The sequence below is a fragment of the Deinococcus hopiensis KR-140 genome (genome assembly GCF_900176165.1).
GTDB lineage: Bacteria > Deinococcota > Deinococci > Deinococcales > Deinococcaceae > Deinococcus > Deinococcus hopiensis.
On the sequence record NZ_FWWU01000008.1, the window covers coordinates 19,315 to 33,818 of the forward strand.

General features: G+C 58.8%; 12 protein-coding genes. 7 read left to right on the top strand and 5 right to left on the bottom strand.

The features are described 5' to 3' along the window. Nucleotides 1–627 precede the first annotated feature (627 nt). The 5 genes from B9A95_RS10520 to B9A95_RS10540 all read right to left on the bottom strand — a co-directional run bounded on the left by B9A95_RS10520 (nucleotide 628) and on the right by B9A95_RS10540 (nucleotide 5,865). Nucleotides 628–1,401, bottom strand: a complete 774-nt coding sequence (locus tag B9A95_RS10520; protein WP_084047197.1) for an IS982 family transposase — start codon at nucleotides 1,399–1,401, stop codon at nucleotides 628–630. 470 nt (nucleotides 1,402–1,871) lie between these two features. Further along, on the bottom strand, nucleotides 1,872–2,705 hold the full coding sequence (locus B9A95_RS10525) for an ATP-binding cassette domain-containing protein (protein WP_084047198.1): 834 nt from the start codon (nucleotides 2,703–2,705) through the stop codon (nucleotides 1,872–1,874). Beyond that, nucleotides 2,702–3,694 carry an ABC transporter permease gene (locus tag B9A95_RS10530; protein ID WP_139806669.1) on the bottom strand — a complete coding sequence of 331 codons (993 nt, stop codon included), beginning with the start codon at nucleotides 3,692–3,694 and terminating at the stop codon, nucleotides 2,702–2,704. Before B9A95_RS10530 ends, B9A95_RS10525 begins: the two co-directional genes overlap by 4 nt. 92 nt (nucleotides 3,695–3,786) lie before the next feature. Further along, nucleotides 3,787–4,797 carry a sugar ABC transporter substrate-binding protein gene (locus B9A95_RS10535; RefSeq protein WP_084047200.1) on the bottom strand — a complete coding sequence of 337 codons (1,011 nt, stop codon included), beginning with the start codon at nucleotides 4,795–4,797 and terminating at the stop codon, nucleotides 3,787–3,789. A 27-nt stretch (nucleotides 4,798–4,824) separates the two neighbouring features. Continuing rightward, a complete protein-coding gene (locus B9A95_RS10540) occupies nucleotides 4,825–5,865 on the bottom strand; it encodes a LacI family DNA-binding transcriptional regulator (protein WP_084047202.1) in 1,041 nt (346 codons plus the stop codon). A gap of 337 nt (nucleotides 5,866–6,202) precedes the next feature. Here B9A95_RS10540 and B9A95_RS10545 point away from each other — a divergent pair, with 337 nt between their 5' ends. From B9A95_RS10545 to B9A95_RS10575, 7 genes are all read left to right on the top strand, one after another. Beyond that, nucleotides 6,203–7,129: a carbohydrate kinase family protein gene (locus B9A95_RS10545; protein ID WP_084047204.1), complete on the top strand. Its 927-nt coding sequence runs from the start codon at nucleotides 6,203–6,205 to the stop codon at nucleotides 7,127–7,129. Nucleotides 7,130–7,269: 140 nt separating this feature from the next. Continuing rightward, nucleotides 7,270–8,514, top strand: coding sequence for an ABC transporter substrate-binding protein (locus B9A95_RS10550; protein ID WP_084047206.1), 1,245 nt, complete (start codon nucleotides 7,270–7,272; stop codon nucleotides 8,512–8,514). 186 nt (nucleotides 8,515–8,700) lie between these two features. Continuing rightward, entirely contained in the window at nucleotides 8,701–9,726 is a 1,026-nt protein-coding gene (locus tag B9A95_RS10555) for a carbohydrate ABC transporter permease (protein WP_084047208.1), read from the top strand. Nucleotides 9,727–9,785: 59 nt separating this feature from the next. Then, nucleotides 9,786–10,646, top strand: coding sequence for a carbohydrate ABC transporter permease (locus B9A95_RS10560; RefSeq protein WP_245808249.1), 861 nt, complete (start codon nucleotides 9,786–9,788; stop codon nucleotides 10,644–10,646). Between the two features lie 4 nt (nucleotides 10,647–10,650). Beyond that, nucleotides 10,651–12,099, top strand: coding sequence for a glycoside hydrolase family 32 protein (locus B9A95_RS10565; protein ID WP_245808250.1), 1,449 nt, complete (start codon nucleotides 10,651–10,653; stop codon nucleotides 12,097–12,099). A gap of 110 nt (nucleotides 12,100–12,209) precedes the next feature. Next, nucleotides 12,210–13,256, top strand: coding sequence for a LacI family DNA-binding transcriptional regulator (locus B9A95_RS10570; protein WP_139806670.1), 1,047 nt, complete (start codon nucleotides 12,210–12,212; stop codon nucleotides 13,254–13,256). A 179-nt stretch (nucleotides 13,257–13,435) separates the two neighbouring features. Beyond that, nucleotides 13,436–14,413: a tyrosine-type recombinase/integrase gene (locus tag B9A95_RS10575; protein WP_084047213.1), complete on the top strand. Its 978-nt coding sequence runs from the start codon at nucleotides 13,436–13,438 to the stop codon at nucleotides 14,411–14,413. The last annotated feature ends 91 nt before the right edge of the window (nucleotides 14,414–14,504 follow it).

A 14,504-nucleotide genomic window follows, 5' to 3' on the forward strand; every position in this document is an offset into this window, starting at 1 on the left:
TTAACACGGCCAGACCAGAAATCGAGTATGCACAGCTAGAAATATGATGCTACATCTACAAACGATGCAGCTGAATTCCCCCTTTCAATATGCATGTCACAATTTAATAGATTCCGCCCTCCTTTCTCCGTAAGAGAATGGCAGCAGTAGACGAAGGGCATGGCGCCCAGTCTGGATAAAACCAGGTCCGTAAAAGACTTAGATTTGCTGTGAACTTAGTCTTGCATCAACGATTAAACATTGTCAAGCATTTGTAGATATACAAAAATTAGCTTGTCTGGTATATTGATGGGATAGATAATGGCTTCAGGACGACCACACTTTAGCATAATTCATACAAGTGTTGCCGAACGCGCTTTTGTGAAGATTAGTTGGATGCTACTCAGGCTAAAGCAGTAGCGCTTAATACAGCCATCTATAGTTCAATCTCTATAACCAGATATGACCCCCACGTTACTAAACGTTGCTCAACGCAGAATGAATCGCCAAACTGAGATTTAACCAAGAAAGACGTCTCACGCGTTTCTCCTGAATCGAGAGGAGATAGATTGCACTGTTTGCTAGTACACATTAGCCCACTCACGGGGGACTACCTCGGCACACCCAGAAGCTGACATAGAACGCCGTTTAGGGCTGAGCGAGGTTATGGGCGAGGACGGCCAGGACGACGCGGAGCCGGAGAGAGGGAAGTGTTTTGGTCTGAACGGAGCGAATTTGAGCTTCGACCAATTGTGAAAAGACGGTTTCAATGCGTTTGCGGAGCTTTGGGTGGCGGTCTTGCCGCCACCCGTTGTCATAGCGGGTGTTTTTCTTGGGTGGGAACAGGTAGCCCAGGCAGCAATAGCCCTTGTCCCCAATGATCTTTGGCCCGCCGAACTCAGGCCACCTCCGGTTCAACTCATAGCTGACGGTGGTGTCGTGAAGATTGGCGGGTTTGAGGAGGGACTGGACGATCTCCCCTGCGGGTGTCACCCAGGCATGCAGCTTGTACCCGTACACGTCGCCCTGGGTCCCAAACCCCCATTTCGCTCCCGGGAACTTGCACCGCTTGCCTCGTTTCGGGCGACACACCGGGAGCGGCATGGAGTCAATGATCACTTCTGCACAGCGTTTGGCGGGGCTGACCAAGGCTTCGAGGCGTTCCAGCAGACGCACGCTTCGCATGTACGCCTGGGTGTCGGAGGGAAGACCGACGCGGTCTTCCCTCAACATGTTCCACCAGATCGAGCGATACGGCTGCTTGAACACGAAGCGAGCGAGCAAGAGGGCCACGAGCAGGGCATCCGTCAGCTTCTGATGCTTAAATCGCTTCAGATCGCTGAAGTGCCGCTTCGCCCAACGGTGGAGCTGACGAATCACCGCACGACGACCTAAACTATGATGGAGACGGTATCTGCACATACCGTCTCCATTTTTCCTCGTCTCCGTCCTACTCGGCTACCCCAGCCTCAAGCCCTAAACGGCGTATAGAACCTTTTTGCTCGTTCTTCCAGCTTCTCATCCCCTAAATTTCATTCAATCAGTCAACCCTGCTACAGATCCCGTAAAAGACTGAGTTTCAGTGACGAGTGGATGTCCTTATTGATCACGGCGTAAGTTCGCACTGGTTTTACCTGCCTTGAGTCCTGAAGAACTTCGCCGACACACAGTACGTTCTGCCGTGATCCATACCGACTTTTGCCGGGATCAATAGGGCGCACCACGTGAGAGATGCAGAGAAAAGGAGCGCTGCCTCGTGGCCTGATCAGGGCTGGAGACTCACGCCCCTTGCGTCTAAGGGAACATGCAGTATGCGAGTAGGAATACAAAGAGCCGTTCTTTGCCCACTGCGGCAACGGTTAGGACTACCGTCCTGGTTGGGAAATTCTTGGTTAAGCCAGCGCTTCGGAAGGAATCTTTTCGGGTGAAATGGCTCCCGTCATGACAGCAACGGTATCGGCCATGCTGATGAAACGGGGATTGACCACAGCGGCACGTCGTCCCAGCCGCTGGACATGAATACGATCCGCAATTTCAAACACGTGCGGCATGTTGTGGCTGATCAGAATTACGGGAAGGCCGTTGTCCCGTACCTGACGAATCAAGTCCAACACCATGTTGCCTTCTTTGACGCCGAGTGCGGCGGTTGGCTCATCCATGATGACAACATGCCGAGCGAACGCAGCGCTGCGGGCCACAGCCACGCCTTGCCGTTGTCCGCCGGAGAGGGTCTCTACCGGTTGACTCATTGAGCGGATACCGATCTTGAGATTTTGCATGTGGCGGCTGGCTTCCTCGACCATCCCTTTACGGTCGAGAATCCGCAACATCCGCCCCAGGGGTCCTCCCATATAGAGTTCTCGGCCCAGGAAGAGGTTTTCCGCAATGGTCATGGCAGGAGCCACAGCCAGGTCCTGGTAGACCGTCTCAATTCCGGCGCGCCGGGCATCAATGGGACTGCGGAATTTCACAGGCTGGCCATCCAGCAACAGTTCACCACTGTCGGGAATGGTCGCGCCGGAAAGAGCCTTGATCAGGCTGCTTTTTCCCGCGCCATTGTCTCCGATCACGGCCAGAATCTCGCCGGGGCGCACCTCAAAGTCCACACCGTCCAAGGCCGTCACCTGTCCGTAGCGCTTGACGAGCTTGCGGGCTTCGAGAACGGGGGTTACGGGAACAGGAATGCTGTGCTCAACAGGATGTGGCTCCAGGATATGGGGATTCACGAGGACCTCCGGCTGAGTTGGTCAGTGGCTACGGCGAGAATAACGAGGACTCCGGTAATCAGAATCTGGTACACGCTGGGCACGCCCATCAAGGTCAGGCCGTTACGGAATACCCCAACGATCAGGGCACCGATCAGCGTGCCGAAGATATTGCCGCGTCCACCAAAGAGGCTCGTGCCTCCGAGCACAACGGCAGTGATGGAATCGAGGTTATCGGTCGAACCCGCGTTGGGATCACCTACGCCGGTTCGTGCCACAAGCAGCAGGCCCGCTATGCCGTAAATGAAACCCGCGATGGTGTACGTCAGCAGCAGCACCCGTTGGGTGGGAATACCGGTGAGTCGCGCAGCTTCAGGATTGTTTCCCACGGCGTACAGGTGACGTCCAGGAGCGGTGCGCTGGAGGATGAACCAGGTGAGCAGGTACAGTCCCAGCATCAGGACAGTGCCGTATGTGATGGCGGTGGAACCTACCCGGAAGGAGTTCCCCAGAAAGGTGAGTGCGGAGGGCAGGCCACTGACGGTCTGGGCGTTGGAGTAGATCTGCGTCAGGGCGAAGGCAATGTTGAGGGTGCCCAGCGTGACAATAAAAGGTGGCACCTTAATCCGCGTGAACAGGGCGCCGTTGATCAGGCCAAACAGCGTTGTGACGGCCAAACCAGCCAGTATGGAGAGGCCTGCGGGCAGGCCTGACTCCACGGCGAGCTTGGTGACGACGATGGTTCCAAGCGCCATGATCATGCCGTTACTCAAGTCGATGCCGGAAGTGAGGATCACCAACGTTTGCCCGATGGCAAGAACGCCGACCACCATCACCTGCTGCAGGATGAGCGAGAAGTTCTGCCCGGTGAGGAACCGGTCGGATTGGGTGGCGAAAAAAACGCATGCGGCAAGCAGCGCGAGCAGCGGCCCGAGAATCCCAATGTTGTGGTGTTTTAAAAGGGTCAGGGGATTGAATCCCGCTGGTTGGGTTGTTGACCGGGTCATCATGGAGTTCTCCTGGCTTTCTCGACCCAGCAGATCTGAGGAAGGCCAGGAGCTCATCGTCAGATCTGCTGTTCACTACACTTGACTAATACGTATTACTTGCCCCAGCAGTTGGCGAGGCCAAACTTGGTGTCACTGCTCTTCACGCCGCTGACGGCCTTGGCTGCCACCAGGGTCACGCCCGTATCGACGTAGCCAGTGACTTTTTTGCCGGTCTTGGCGTAGTCCACGCCTGCTTTCACGCCCATGGCGGCCATCTTCAGCGGGTACTGCTGACTGGTGGCAGCAATCACGCCAGCAGTCACGTTGCGCACCCCAGCACAGCCACCATCCACGGAGACAATCACGACGTCCTTCTCACGGCCGATGGCTTTCAGGGCCTGATAGGCACCTGCAGCAGCGGGTTCGTTGATGGTGTACACGAGGTTGATATTGGGGTTCTTCTGCAGGCAGTTCTCCATAGCGGTCTGCCCCTTGGCCTGATCGCCGAACGTGTCTTGCGCGCAGGCAATGGCACTACCGGTTACCTGGTTGGGAGTCTTATCGGTAATACCTTTCACGCCGAAACCCGCGAGGAATCCGTTGTGCCGGGCAATGCCGACTGGGTGACCTGGGAAGAGGTCGAGGGTGGCGATAACCGGCGTTTTACCGGCGATGGCCCGCTTGGCGTACTGACCGATGAGCACACCCGCCTGATAGTTGTTCGTGGCGAACAGGGCGTCAACACCGCTGACAGGGTCGGTGGGGCTGTCAAGCGCAATGACCAGGACGCCTGCGTCACGCGCCTTCTTAAGGGCCGGGATGATGGCTTGAGCGTTGTTGGGCGTAATCAGGATGGTTTTGGCACCGGCAGCAAGCATGTTCTCAAGGGCTGTGACCTGCCCAGCATTGTCACCATCGGTTCGCCCAGCTCCCGTGAGCAGTTTGGCACCGAGGCGCTTGGCTTCCGCTTGAGCGCCTTCTTTCATCTTCACGAAGAAGGGGTTGGTTTCTGTCTTCGTGATCAGCCCAATGACAGGCTGGGCACCGGTCTGCGCATGAGCGCCGAAGGCGGCAGAAGCGGCGAGGGTGGCGGCAAGGGCAGCAGTCAGTTTGCGGTGTTCCATGGTCATTCTCCTAAAGGGTGAGAGGGCTCAAGGGCGAAGGGCAGCCGGGGGTGGAGGAGGGCGAATTGGAGGCGGACCAGTGGACCGCCGGACGATGAGTTCAGTAGGCAGTTGAAGGTGGGCGCCGGAGATAGCGTCGTGCCCGTCCAGTTCGGCCAGAAGTTGATGGCAGGCGGTCATCCCCAGTTCATAAGCGGGCTGAGCAACCACAGTCAGGGGAGGTGTCATGGTCTGCGCCCAGCGAGAGTCGTCAAAACCTACGATCGACAGGTCTTCCGGAATGCGCAAGCCCAGACTCTGAGCAGCCAGGACAGCGCCCACCGTCATTTCGTTGTTACCGACAAACAGCGCGGTTGGCCGCAGGGACGCAGGCAGGCTCAGGAGATGAACGGCTGCCCGGCGACCGTCCTCTTCCCGGTGATGACCCGGCATAACCAATTCCGGCCGGTAAGGCACACCCGCCGTGTCGAGGGCTTTACGAAATCCCTCGTGCCGCTCAACGGCCGTGCTGATGTCGAGTTGCCCCACAATCATCCCAATCCGGGTGTGCCCCAACTGGGCGAGGTGAGCAGTTCCAACGCACGCACCCGTCACGTTATCCACTGTGACGGTAGTGACGCCAGGTCGCCCAGTCGCGCGGTCAAGTTCCACCATGGGCAAGTGGGCGATGGCCTGTAGGTTTTCTCTGGCTGCAGAGGTCGGGACCACAATCAACCCTCTGGGGAGGTGTCCACGCAGGGTGTCGATGGCATGGCGTTCCTTCTGCGGCTCTTCGTCGCTGTTGAAGAGAAAGACGTTGTAGCCTTGGCGTTCCGCTGCGTCCTGTACGCCTTTGGCCAGAAGGGCATGAAAGGGATTGAGGATGTCAGTCACGATCAGACCGATGATTCGCGTTTCACGCTGGCGAAGACCGCGAGCCAGAACGTTCGGTTGGTACCCCAGGTCTTGCGCCGCTTTTAGCACCCGTTCGCGGGTGGCAATGGCCACCATCTCAGGCCGACTCAGCGCGCGAGACGCTGTGGCGGTCGAGACTTTTGCAAGGTGCGCGACTTCTTCGATCCTGGGCATAGTGAACGGAACCTCATGGGGTGGCTGCAACCGATTGCAGCTGAGACGTGGGTTTTACGTATTAGGTGCTGAGGCGGGAAAAGGAGAGGAGTTACTAATTCGTATTAGATCGTCAGCTAAGAAGTTTGTGCTGGGGAACCAGGTGCAGGCGAAGGGTGGAGCACAGGCAGTTCGCTGCAAAGGATTACATTGAGATACCTCAGTGTGAGGTGGCATCTGAAGCTTGTCAAGGGGACCCCCCAGCAGAAGATCTAGAAGAGGGTGCTCCGACGAACAACCTCAGCTTGTCTGGGCGACACGACCACACCCTCGGAGGTCGACTGTCACGCTGCCCCTCATGATTTCGTCTTTTCCCTTGATCGTGAGTGCTGGCGAAGCGCTGACAGATCTCGTGACTGCTGGTGGACAGCACTGGCACGCCCACGCTGGCGGTGCCGGTTGGAATGTCGCCCGTGCCTGCGCTCGCCTGGGCGTTCCTACTGCGTTCGCTGGTGCCGTAGGTGACGACAATTTCGGTCATGAGATCTGGCATGAAAGTGAGATTGCAGGGCTCGACCTACGCTTTCTCCAACGGGTTCCACAACCCACTTTGATGGCCGTCGTCTACCAGCTCCACCCCCCTGCGTACCGCTTCCTCGGCGAGAACAGCGCAGACTTACACTTCTGTGCTGACCGCCTTCCTCCGGGGTGGATGCAGGCTGCACGTTGGTTGCATGTCGGGGGCATCAGCCTGGCTCGAGCACCGCTTGCTCTGACGCTGCTGAGCTTGATCGAGAAAGCGAAAGCCGCTGGCGTGAAGATTAGCTTCGACCCCAATGCCCGCATTGCGCATCACCACCCGGACTACACGGATGTGTTTCAGACCGTGGTGCGTCAGGCGGACCTGTTGAAATTCAGTGATGAGGATTTGAGGTTCTTCTTTCCGGAGCAGCCGGAGGAAGAAGCCCTGCAGCGGTTGCGTGCGTGGAACCCCCAGTGCCCAATTGTGGTCTCGCGAGGAGCAAAGGGAGCAACGCTCTTTCAGTCCAGTGCCAAGGAGGATCTCCCCACGGTTCAGGCCGTCGTGGCCGATACCGTTGGTGCGGGAGACGCGCTGTGTGCGGGGCTGCTTAGCAGCGCGACGCAACAGCCTGAAGCGCCATGGACCCACCACCTCGAGGTGGGCCTGCGCGCTGCTGCCGCGGCTTGCGCGCGTCATGGGGCCTACGCACCCACGCCAGCGGATCTGGAAGCCTTGGACGAGCAGCCAGCTTTGATCGGTTGAGTCTGTGCCTTGCGCCCAGGGGTTGACAACTGAAGATGCAGTGGGCAGCATGAATTGCCGAACGAAGTGGATGGGGCGCACTAGGCGTCCGGTTGAGGCGTTGGTTGTGTGAGCGGACTAATACGTATCAGGAGAAGACAATGAAGCGATTCGCCCTGACGGCCCTCGCCGTGACATTCGCCTGGCCTGCCCTTGCTGCGCCCGTCACCATCACCCTGTGGCATCACGACAGCACGGATACCGAAGTGAATGCCAACAAGGCAGCCATCGCCCGGTTCAATGCCTCTCAAAACAAGTACAGAGTGGTGGCAGAGACCCTCCCCAAAGGAAGCTACACGCAGTCCATCACGGCAGCAGCGCTGGCCAAAAAGCTCCCCTGCATCTTCGCTATGGACCAACCGACCGTCCCCAATTTCGCATGGTCCGGTTACATCCGCCCGCTGGACACCTACTTGCACACCAGCATCAGAAAAGACCTCAGTCCCGGTGCTCAGGGCACTTACAAAGGCAAGCTCTATTCCGTCGGTCAATTCGACGTCGCGCTGGGCATCCTCGCGCGTAAGAGCGCCCTGCAAAAAGCTGGGCTCCGGACTCCGACGGTGGCGAAACCCTGGACCCGCAAAGAGTTCGACGAGGCGCTCGTCAAACTTAAAGCGCTCCCAGGCTACGAGTACGCCATCCAACTGCATAACGGCAACGACGGCGAGTGGTGGACCTACGCGTACAGCCCCCTCTTGCAGAGTTTCGGTGGCGACCTCATCGACCGCAAAACCATGCTCAGAGCCGATGGCATCATCAACAGTGACCTCGCCGTAGAATTTGGCGAATGGTTCCAGAACCTTTTTGCCAAAGGTTACGCGAACAAAAAGCCCGGAGAGGGTGACGCCTTCCTGCTCGGACAAGTGCCGCTGGATTACAACGGGTCCTGGGCCTACGCCGACGCGAAGAAGAAATGGGGCAGCGACGTGGTGGTCTTGCCACCCCCCAACCTCGGCAACGCACCCAGAATCGGGAGTGGATCCTGGCAGTGGGGCATCAGCAGCAGTTGCCCAAACCCTGAAGGAGGGGCCGCCTTTATCAACTTCATGATGAGCCCCCGTGAGGTCGCCACCATCAGCAAGGTCACCAGCCTGATTCCCACCACAAGCGCGGCGGCAGCCCTCACCACCGATTACCGCGCGGGTGGGTCAGCGCGGTTTTACTACACGTTCGCCAAACGCTACGCGCTCAGCCGCCCGCCCACACCTGCCTACCCCATCATCACCAGCGCCTTTGAGAAGGCCCTCCGGTCTATCGTCGCTGGAGCCGACGTCCAAGACAGCCTTGATAACGCCGCTGATGCCATCGAGAATGACATTCAAAGGAACAAGGGATACGGCTTCTGAAGCCAGCGCTGGCTTCATCCTCATAACGGGGGGAGCGTACGCTCTCCCCGTCGCGTTTGAGGTGTTCCTCGCCTCCACAAGGAGATCTGAATCACGCACCCGCCCTCCACTGACATGCAGTCTCCTGCCCTTTCAAGGGTGGACTGCCATGCTCGGCGGTCATCAGACACGCCCATAGCCCTCCTGATGCTTGCCCCCGCCCTGATCGGACTGCTGACCTTTGTGGTCATTCCATTTCTCCTCGCTGTGTCATTCAGCTTCACCAACCAGCGGCTCCTGTCACCAAATCCCACGCAGTTCATCGGGCTGGAGAATTACGCGCGGCTGCTCAGCGTCCGCCTCTTACCCGTCCACGCCCAGCAAGGAGGGGACGGCACGTTGTCCCGAGACGACCAGGGTCGGTTGATATTTCCCCGCGTGCGTCAAATTGTTCGTCAGAGTGGTCATCTGGCCCGGTACAAAGAGGTGCAGGGCGTCACCGTTGGTCCCACCCGGTACGTGCTGATTGCTCGCGACCCAATATTTTGGCGCGCACTGCTGAATACCCTGACCTTCGCGTTGCTGGTCGTGCCCCTCCAGTGTGGACTGGCTCTCGCCCTGGCCCTGCTCGTCAACCAGCGACTTCCTGGAATGACGTTTTTCCGAACCGTGTTCTTCAGCCCCGTGATGGCGAGCATGGTGGTGTTGAGCATCCTGTGGTCTCTGCTGTACGACCAGAAGTTCGGCCTGATCAACCAGATGCTCTCCACGATCAGTTCCGGCCGCATTCCGCCCATCGACTGGCTGGGCAATTCCCAAACAGCCCTGATCGCCATCGTGATCATGAGCGCCTGGCAAGGCATGGGGTTCCAGATGATCATCTTTCTGGCCGGCCTCCAGGGCGTTCCTTCCGAACTGTACGAAGCTGCCGAGCTTGACGGCGCAAACACCCTGCAGAGGTTTCGCTTCGTGACTCTGCCTGCCTTACGGAACACCACCGTGTTCGTGCTGACCACCACCGTTATCGCTGCCCTTGGCCTGTTCACACAGGTGGATGTGATGACGCAGGGGGGACCGGGTGAAGCCACCACGACCATCATGCTGCACGCCATCCGTACGGGCTTTCGGGAGCAGGACATCGCCTACGGCAGCACCATCACCGTCGTCTTCTTCCTGATGATTCTGGCGTTGGCCGCCCTACAGCGCCGTTCTCTGTTCAGGGGCGACGCGTGAAGTCGCCTCAACCTACCCCCCGGACGCCCCGGCGAGTCCCCCGAAAAGCAATTCAGGGTTTGAAATTAACTCTGACGTATGCCGTACTGCTCACCTTCACGTTCGTCTTCGTTTTTCCTCTGCTGTTCATGTTCGCCGCAAGCCTCAAGGACGACCTCGCTCTTTTTGCAGACTTGCGTTCGTGGAAGGCCTTCTCCCCCGTAGGGAACGTCTCTTGGGACAACTACCGCTCAGTGCTTGAGCGCGGCAGTTTTCAAAGGTACGTGCTGAACTCCATCTTGATCACAGGGAGCACGGTGGGCCTGAGTATTTTCGTGAACAGTATGGCCGCCTATGCTCTTGCCCGGCTGCAGTGGCGCGGCCGTACTTCCGTTCTGGGGGCCATCGTCGCGTTGATCGTGGTGCCGTTCGATGCCATCGCCATTCCGCTGCTGCTCATGGTCAGCCGCTTTCACGGTTTGGAATGGGACTCGGGCGGCCTGCACCTCACCAGCTCATGGTTCAACACCAGAATCGTGCAAATCGTGCCCTTCGTGGCATCGGCCTTCAGCATCTTTCTCTTCTACCAATTCTTCCTGGATGTGCCGCGTGAACTGGATGAAGCGGCGCGTGTCGATGGGGCGACGCCCTTTCAGATCTACCGAAAGATCATCCTTCCGCTGGCCAGGCCGGTCATTGCGACCGTCGCCATCCTGCAGGCATTGGGCATGTGGAACGCCTACCTCTGGCCCATCATGGTGGTTCAAAGCTCTGATGCCCGCCCAGTGATGCCTGGCATTCAGGAGTTCTACAGCCGTACACCTGCCTGGGGGCAGATCATGGCATATTCAAGTCTCGTGACGTTGCCGTTGCTCGCGCTGTTCATCTCATTCCAACGGTTTTTCGTGAGGGGTATCGCCACTGGTGGACTGAAGGGCTGAGTAGGTGTCCCGTTTTTCTCACGCGCGGCTGGAGCTGTCCATGATGATCAATGCGCGTTCCCTTCCTAGACCCAACGCCCACGACCGGTACCGGCCTGTGTACCACTTCACGCCTCCATCAGGATGGCTGAACGATCCCAATGGCATCGTGCATCACGAAGGCCGCTGGCACGTGTACTACCAGCACAACCCAACCCAACCAACGTGGGGAGACATCCACTGGGGGCATGCCAGCAGTGCAGACCTGCTCACCTGGCGTGACGAGCCACTGGCCCTCGCGCCCTCACCTACCACAGCAGACGGACAGGGCTGCTTCTCAGGATCCTTCGCCTGGGTGAACGGCACGCCCACCCTGTACTACACGGGATGGCAAAACGGTGTGCAGACACAGTGTCGGGCCACCAGCCAGGACTTGATGACTTGGGAAAAAGACGCGAACAATCCCATCATTCCCCATCCCCCTGAGCACGTACGTCAAGATGACTTCCGCGATCCGTACGTCTTCCAGCATGGAAAGCGCTGGTACATGGTCATCGGCGCTTCCCTCCATCATGACCGGGGTGCGGCCCTCCTGTACCGTTCTGACAACGGGCAGCAGTGGACGTATCTGCACGTCCTCCATACCGCAACACGGACGGATCAGGGGGTGATGTGGGAATGTCCGAACTTCTTCCCTCTGGGAGACCGTTGGGTCCTTGTTGTGTCCGTCTGGCCCAAGCTGGGAGCGCGGTACTTTCTCGGTTCATTCGAGGATGAGCGCTTCACGGCAGAACGGGAAGGGGTCATCGACGGTGACGGAGGTGCATTCGCCCATCTCACTGCTGTGGGGCCAGACGGGCGACTCCTGCAGTGGGCTTGGATCGACGAGCAACGCCATCGCGACTTGATTGTCCCTGGTGGGTGGGCTGGGGTCCTGAGCGTGCCCAGGCAGCTCGCCCTGGTCGACGGCGATCTCTACGTACAGCCCGTTTCGGAACTCACCCAGCTGCGGGACAAGCTGCTTTGCGGTGGAGAGGTACTGATCGGTCCCACAGAGCCCACCGGGTTCCAGGGAACCCACCTCGACTTGCAGCTCACGCTGGAAGCCGACATCGAGCACCCCGTTCACCTCAGTCTCCTGTGCAGTCCGGACCGCAGTGAGGAAACCATTCTGACGTTCGATCCTGGCGCGCGCCTACTGAAACTCGACCGCTCCCGCAGTTCATTGGACCCGCGGGTCAACCGGGACAGTCAGCGCGTCCACCTGGCCCTACGTCGCGGAGAGCGGCTGGAGCTGCGTGTTCTTCTCGATGGAAGCGTACTGGAGGTGTATGCGGGGGGACGCGCGTGTTTGACGAGCCGGTTGTATCCCTCCCGTACGGACAGCGTCTTAGGTCGGTTAACGGCCGAGCGGGTCACGGCAGGAACCTTCACCGTCTGGACGATGGGGGAGGACAAGGGCCCACCCCGTTAGCTTCCTTAAGAAGTGCGGTCCATGCGCCAGTGTCCAGTTCGTACTACCATAGCTGGAGCATGACTGAGAAGGCGCCAAAACGGCGCAAAGCAGCGGGAGCCCGGCCCACCATGCACGACGTGGCCCGGGTGGCGGGTGTGTCGCAAACCACCGTATCTTTTGTGCTCAACGGCCGGGATGAAGCTGGAATCGCTGAGGAGACCAAAGCGCGCATTGCGCAGGCCGTTCAGCAGCTGGGCTACCGTCCCAACGCTATGGCTCAGGCGCTCCGCCGAGGAACGACGAATCTTCTGGGTCTCATCACTGACGAGATCATCACCACACCTCACGCCGTAGAAATCATCAAAGGTGCGCAGGACGCCGCGCAGGCCGCTGGAAAACTCCTGGTCATCCTCACCGTCGGCCACGACATGAAGGGCCTGGACCAGGCCGTCGAAGTAATGATCGAACACCGGGTCGAGGGCATCATCCTGGCGACCATGTATCACCGCGAAATTCAGATTCCGCCCATTCTGGAGAATATCCCGCTCGTGCTGGCGGACTGCTTCTCTTCGGTCAAGTCCGTCCCCGCACTGATTCCTGATGATTTTCGCGGAGGTTTTGAAGCGGTCACGCATCTGCTCGAACAGGGCCATACCCGCATTGGATTCGTGACCAACTCCGACAACATTCCAGCTGCCCATCTTCGCCTGGCCGGATACCGAGAAGCCCTCACCGCACACGGCGTGGCGTTTGATGAGGACCTGGTGGTGTACAGTCCAGGCGGTACTCAAGCAGGTGGGTACGAAGCGACCGTAAAACTTCTTAGTGCAGCAGGTCGTCAGCGGCCCACCGCGCTGTTCTGCTTCAATGACCGCATGGCTATGGGCGCCTACGTTGCCCTCAACGAACTGGGCCTGAGCATTCCCGACGATATGTCGGTGATGGGCTTTGATAACCAACTGATGCTCTCCGCACATCTGCGCCCAGGACTGACCACCTTGCAGCTCCCCCATTACCAGATTGGGCGCATGAGCGTTGAGCAACTTCTCCATGGTGAACCCCAAACGGAATGGACTCTCCTGCACTGCCCCCTGATCCAGCGGGATTCAGTCGTCCCCATTCCGCAGAAGAGGCGGAGACTGGGTCGGAAAACGGCAGCAGCAAAATCTTCCTGAGGGCTCGTCCTGAGTGTGAGTTGGACACGGCGAACCCATGGGCAGGACGGCGACATGCACAGCGGACTGTGACTCATAGGAGATTAAAAAGTAGGGAAAGGTCCAACTTATGACCTATTTCCTGCAGAGGAGGTCGTCTCGGTAGTTGGGTCCGTCGCTCTAATTTTATACTACTTATAATGCTGCTTAGAACAAGAAAGGAGCTGCCCCTGACCCTCGTCCCCCAGATCAGCTCCACCCCACTCGACCCAGTCCAACTGGTCCTCGACTCCGTCACCTCACCCCTCACCAAAACCGCCTATAAGAAGGCCCTGGGTGACTTCCTCTACTGGTGGGGTGAGCAAGGCCGGCCACCGCTGACCAAAGCCGTCGTGCAGAGGTACGTCGCGGTCCTCCTGGAAGAAGGCAAGTCCTCCTCCAGCGTGAACGTCCGTCTCTCCGCCATCCGCAAGCTCGTGCCCGAAGCAGCGGACAACGGACAACTTGCGCCGTTCGAAGCCGAAAGCATCGCACGCGTGAAAGGCATCAAGAAGCAGGGCCGGCGGACAGGTGCGTGGCTCAGTCGGTCTCAGGCTCAGGAACTGCTCCTGGCACCCGATACCTCGACGCTTCGTGGTTTACGTGACCGTGCACTCCTGGCAGTCCTTCTCGGTTGTGGGCTGCGCCGTTCGGAACTGGTGAATTTGACCTTCGATCACCTGCAGCAGCGCGAGGGACGCTGGGTGGTCCTCGATCTCAGTGGGAAGCATGGCCGTACTCGGACCATTCCCATGCCGAGTTGGTGCAAGGCTGCCGTGGATGCCTGGGTCCTCGCCGCAGGGCTGAAAAGTGGGCGTGTGTTCAGACCCACCTCCCCACGGGGCGCGCGTCTCCTGGCCCGGGAGAGCCTCTCGCACGAAGCGGTGGCTTTGATCGTCCGCAAGTACGGGCAGCAGATTGGCCGGGCAGACCTCACGCCAGAAGGCGTGCACCTGGCACCTCACGATCTGCGCCGGACGTTCGCCAAGCTCGCGCACAAAGGCGGAGCACCCATTGACCAGATTCAGCTTTCTCTCGGACATGCCAGCATTCAGACGACGGAGGTGTACCTGGGTGTAGACCAGAACCTGGAAAGTGCGCCCTGCGACGTACTGGGATTGTCCCTTAAGGGCAGCTGAGCTTGCAGGACACAAGTAGACGCATTGATGTTCGTGTGATTGAGGCCGAGACCTGGCCGGACTGGCATGAGCACCCAGCCACTTGGCCCTA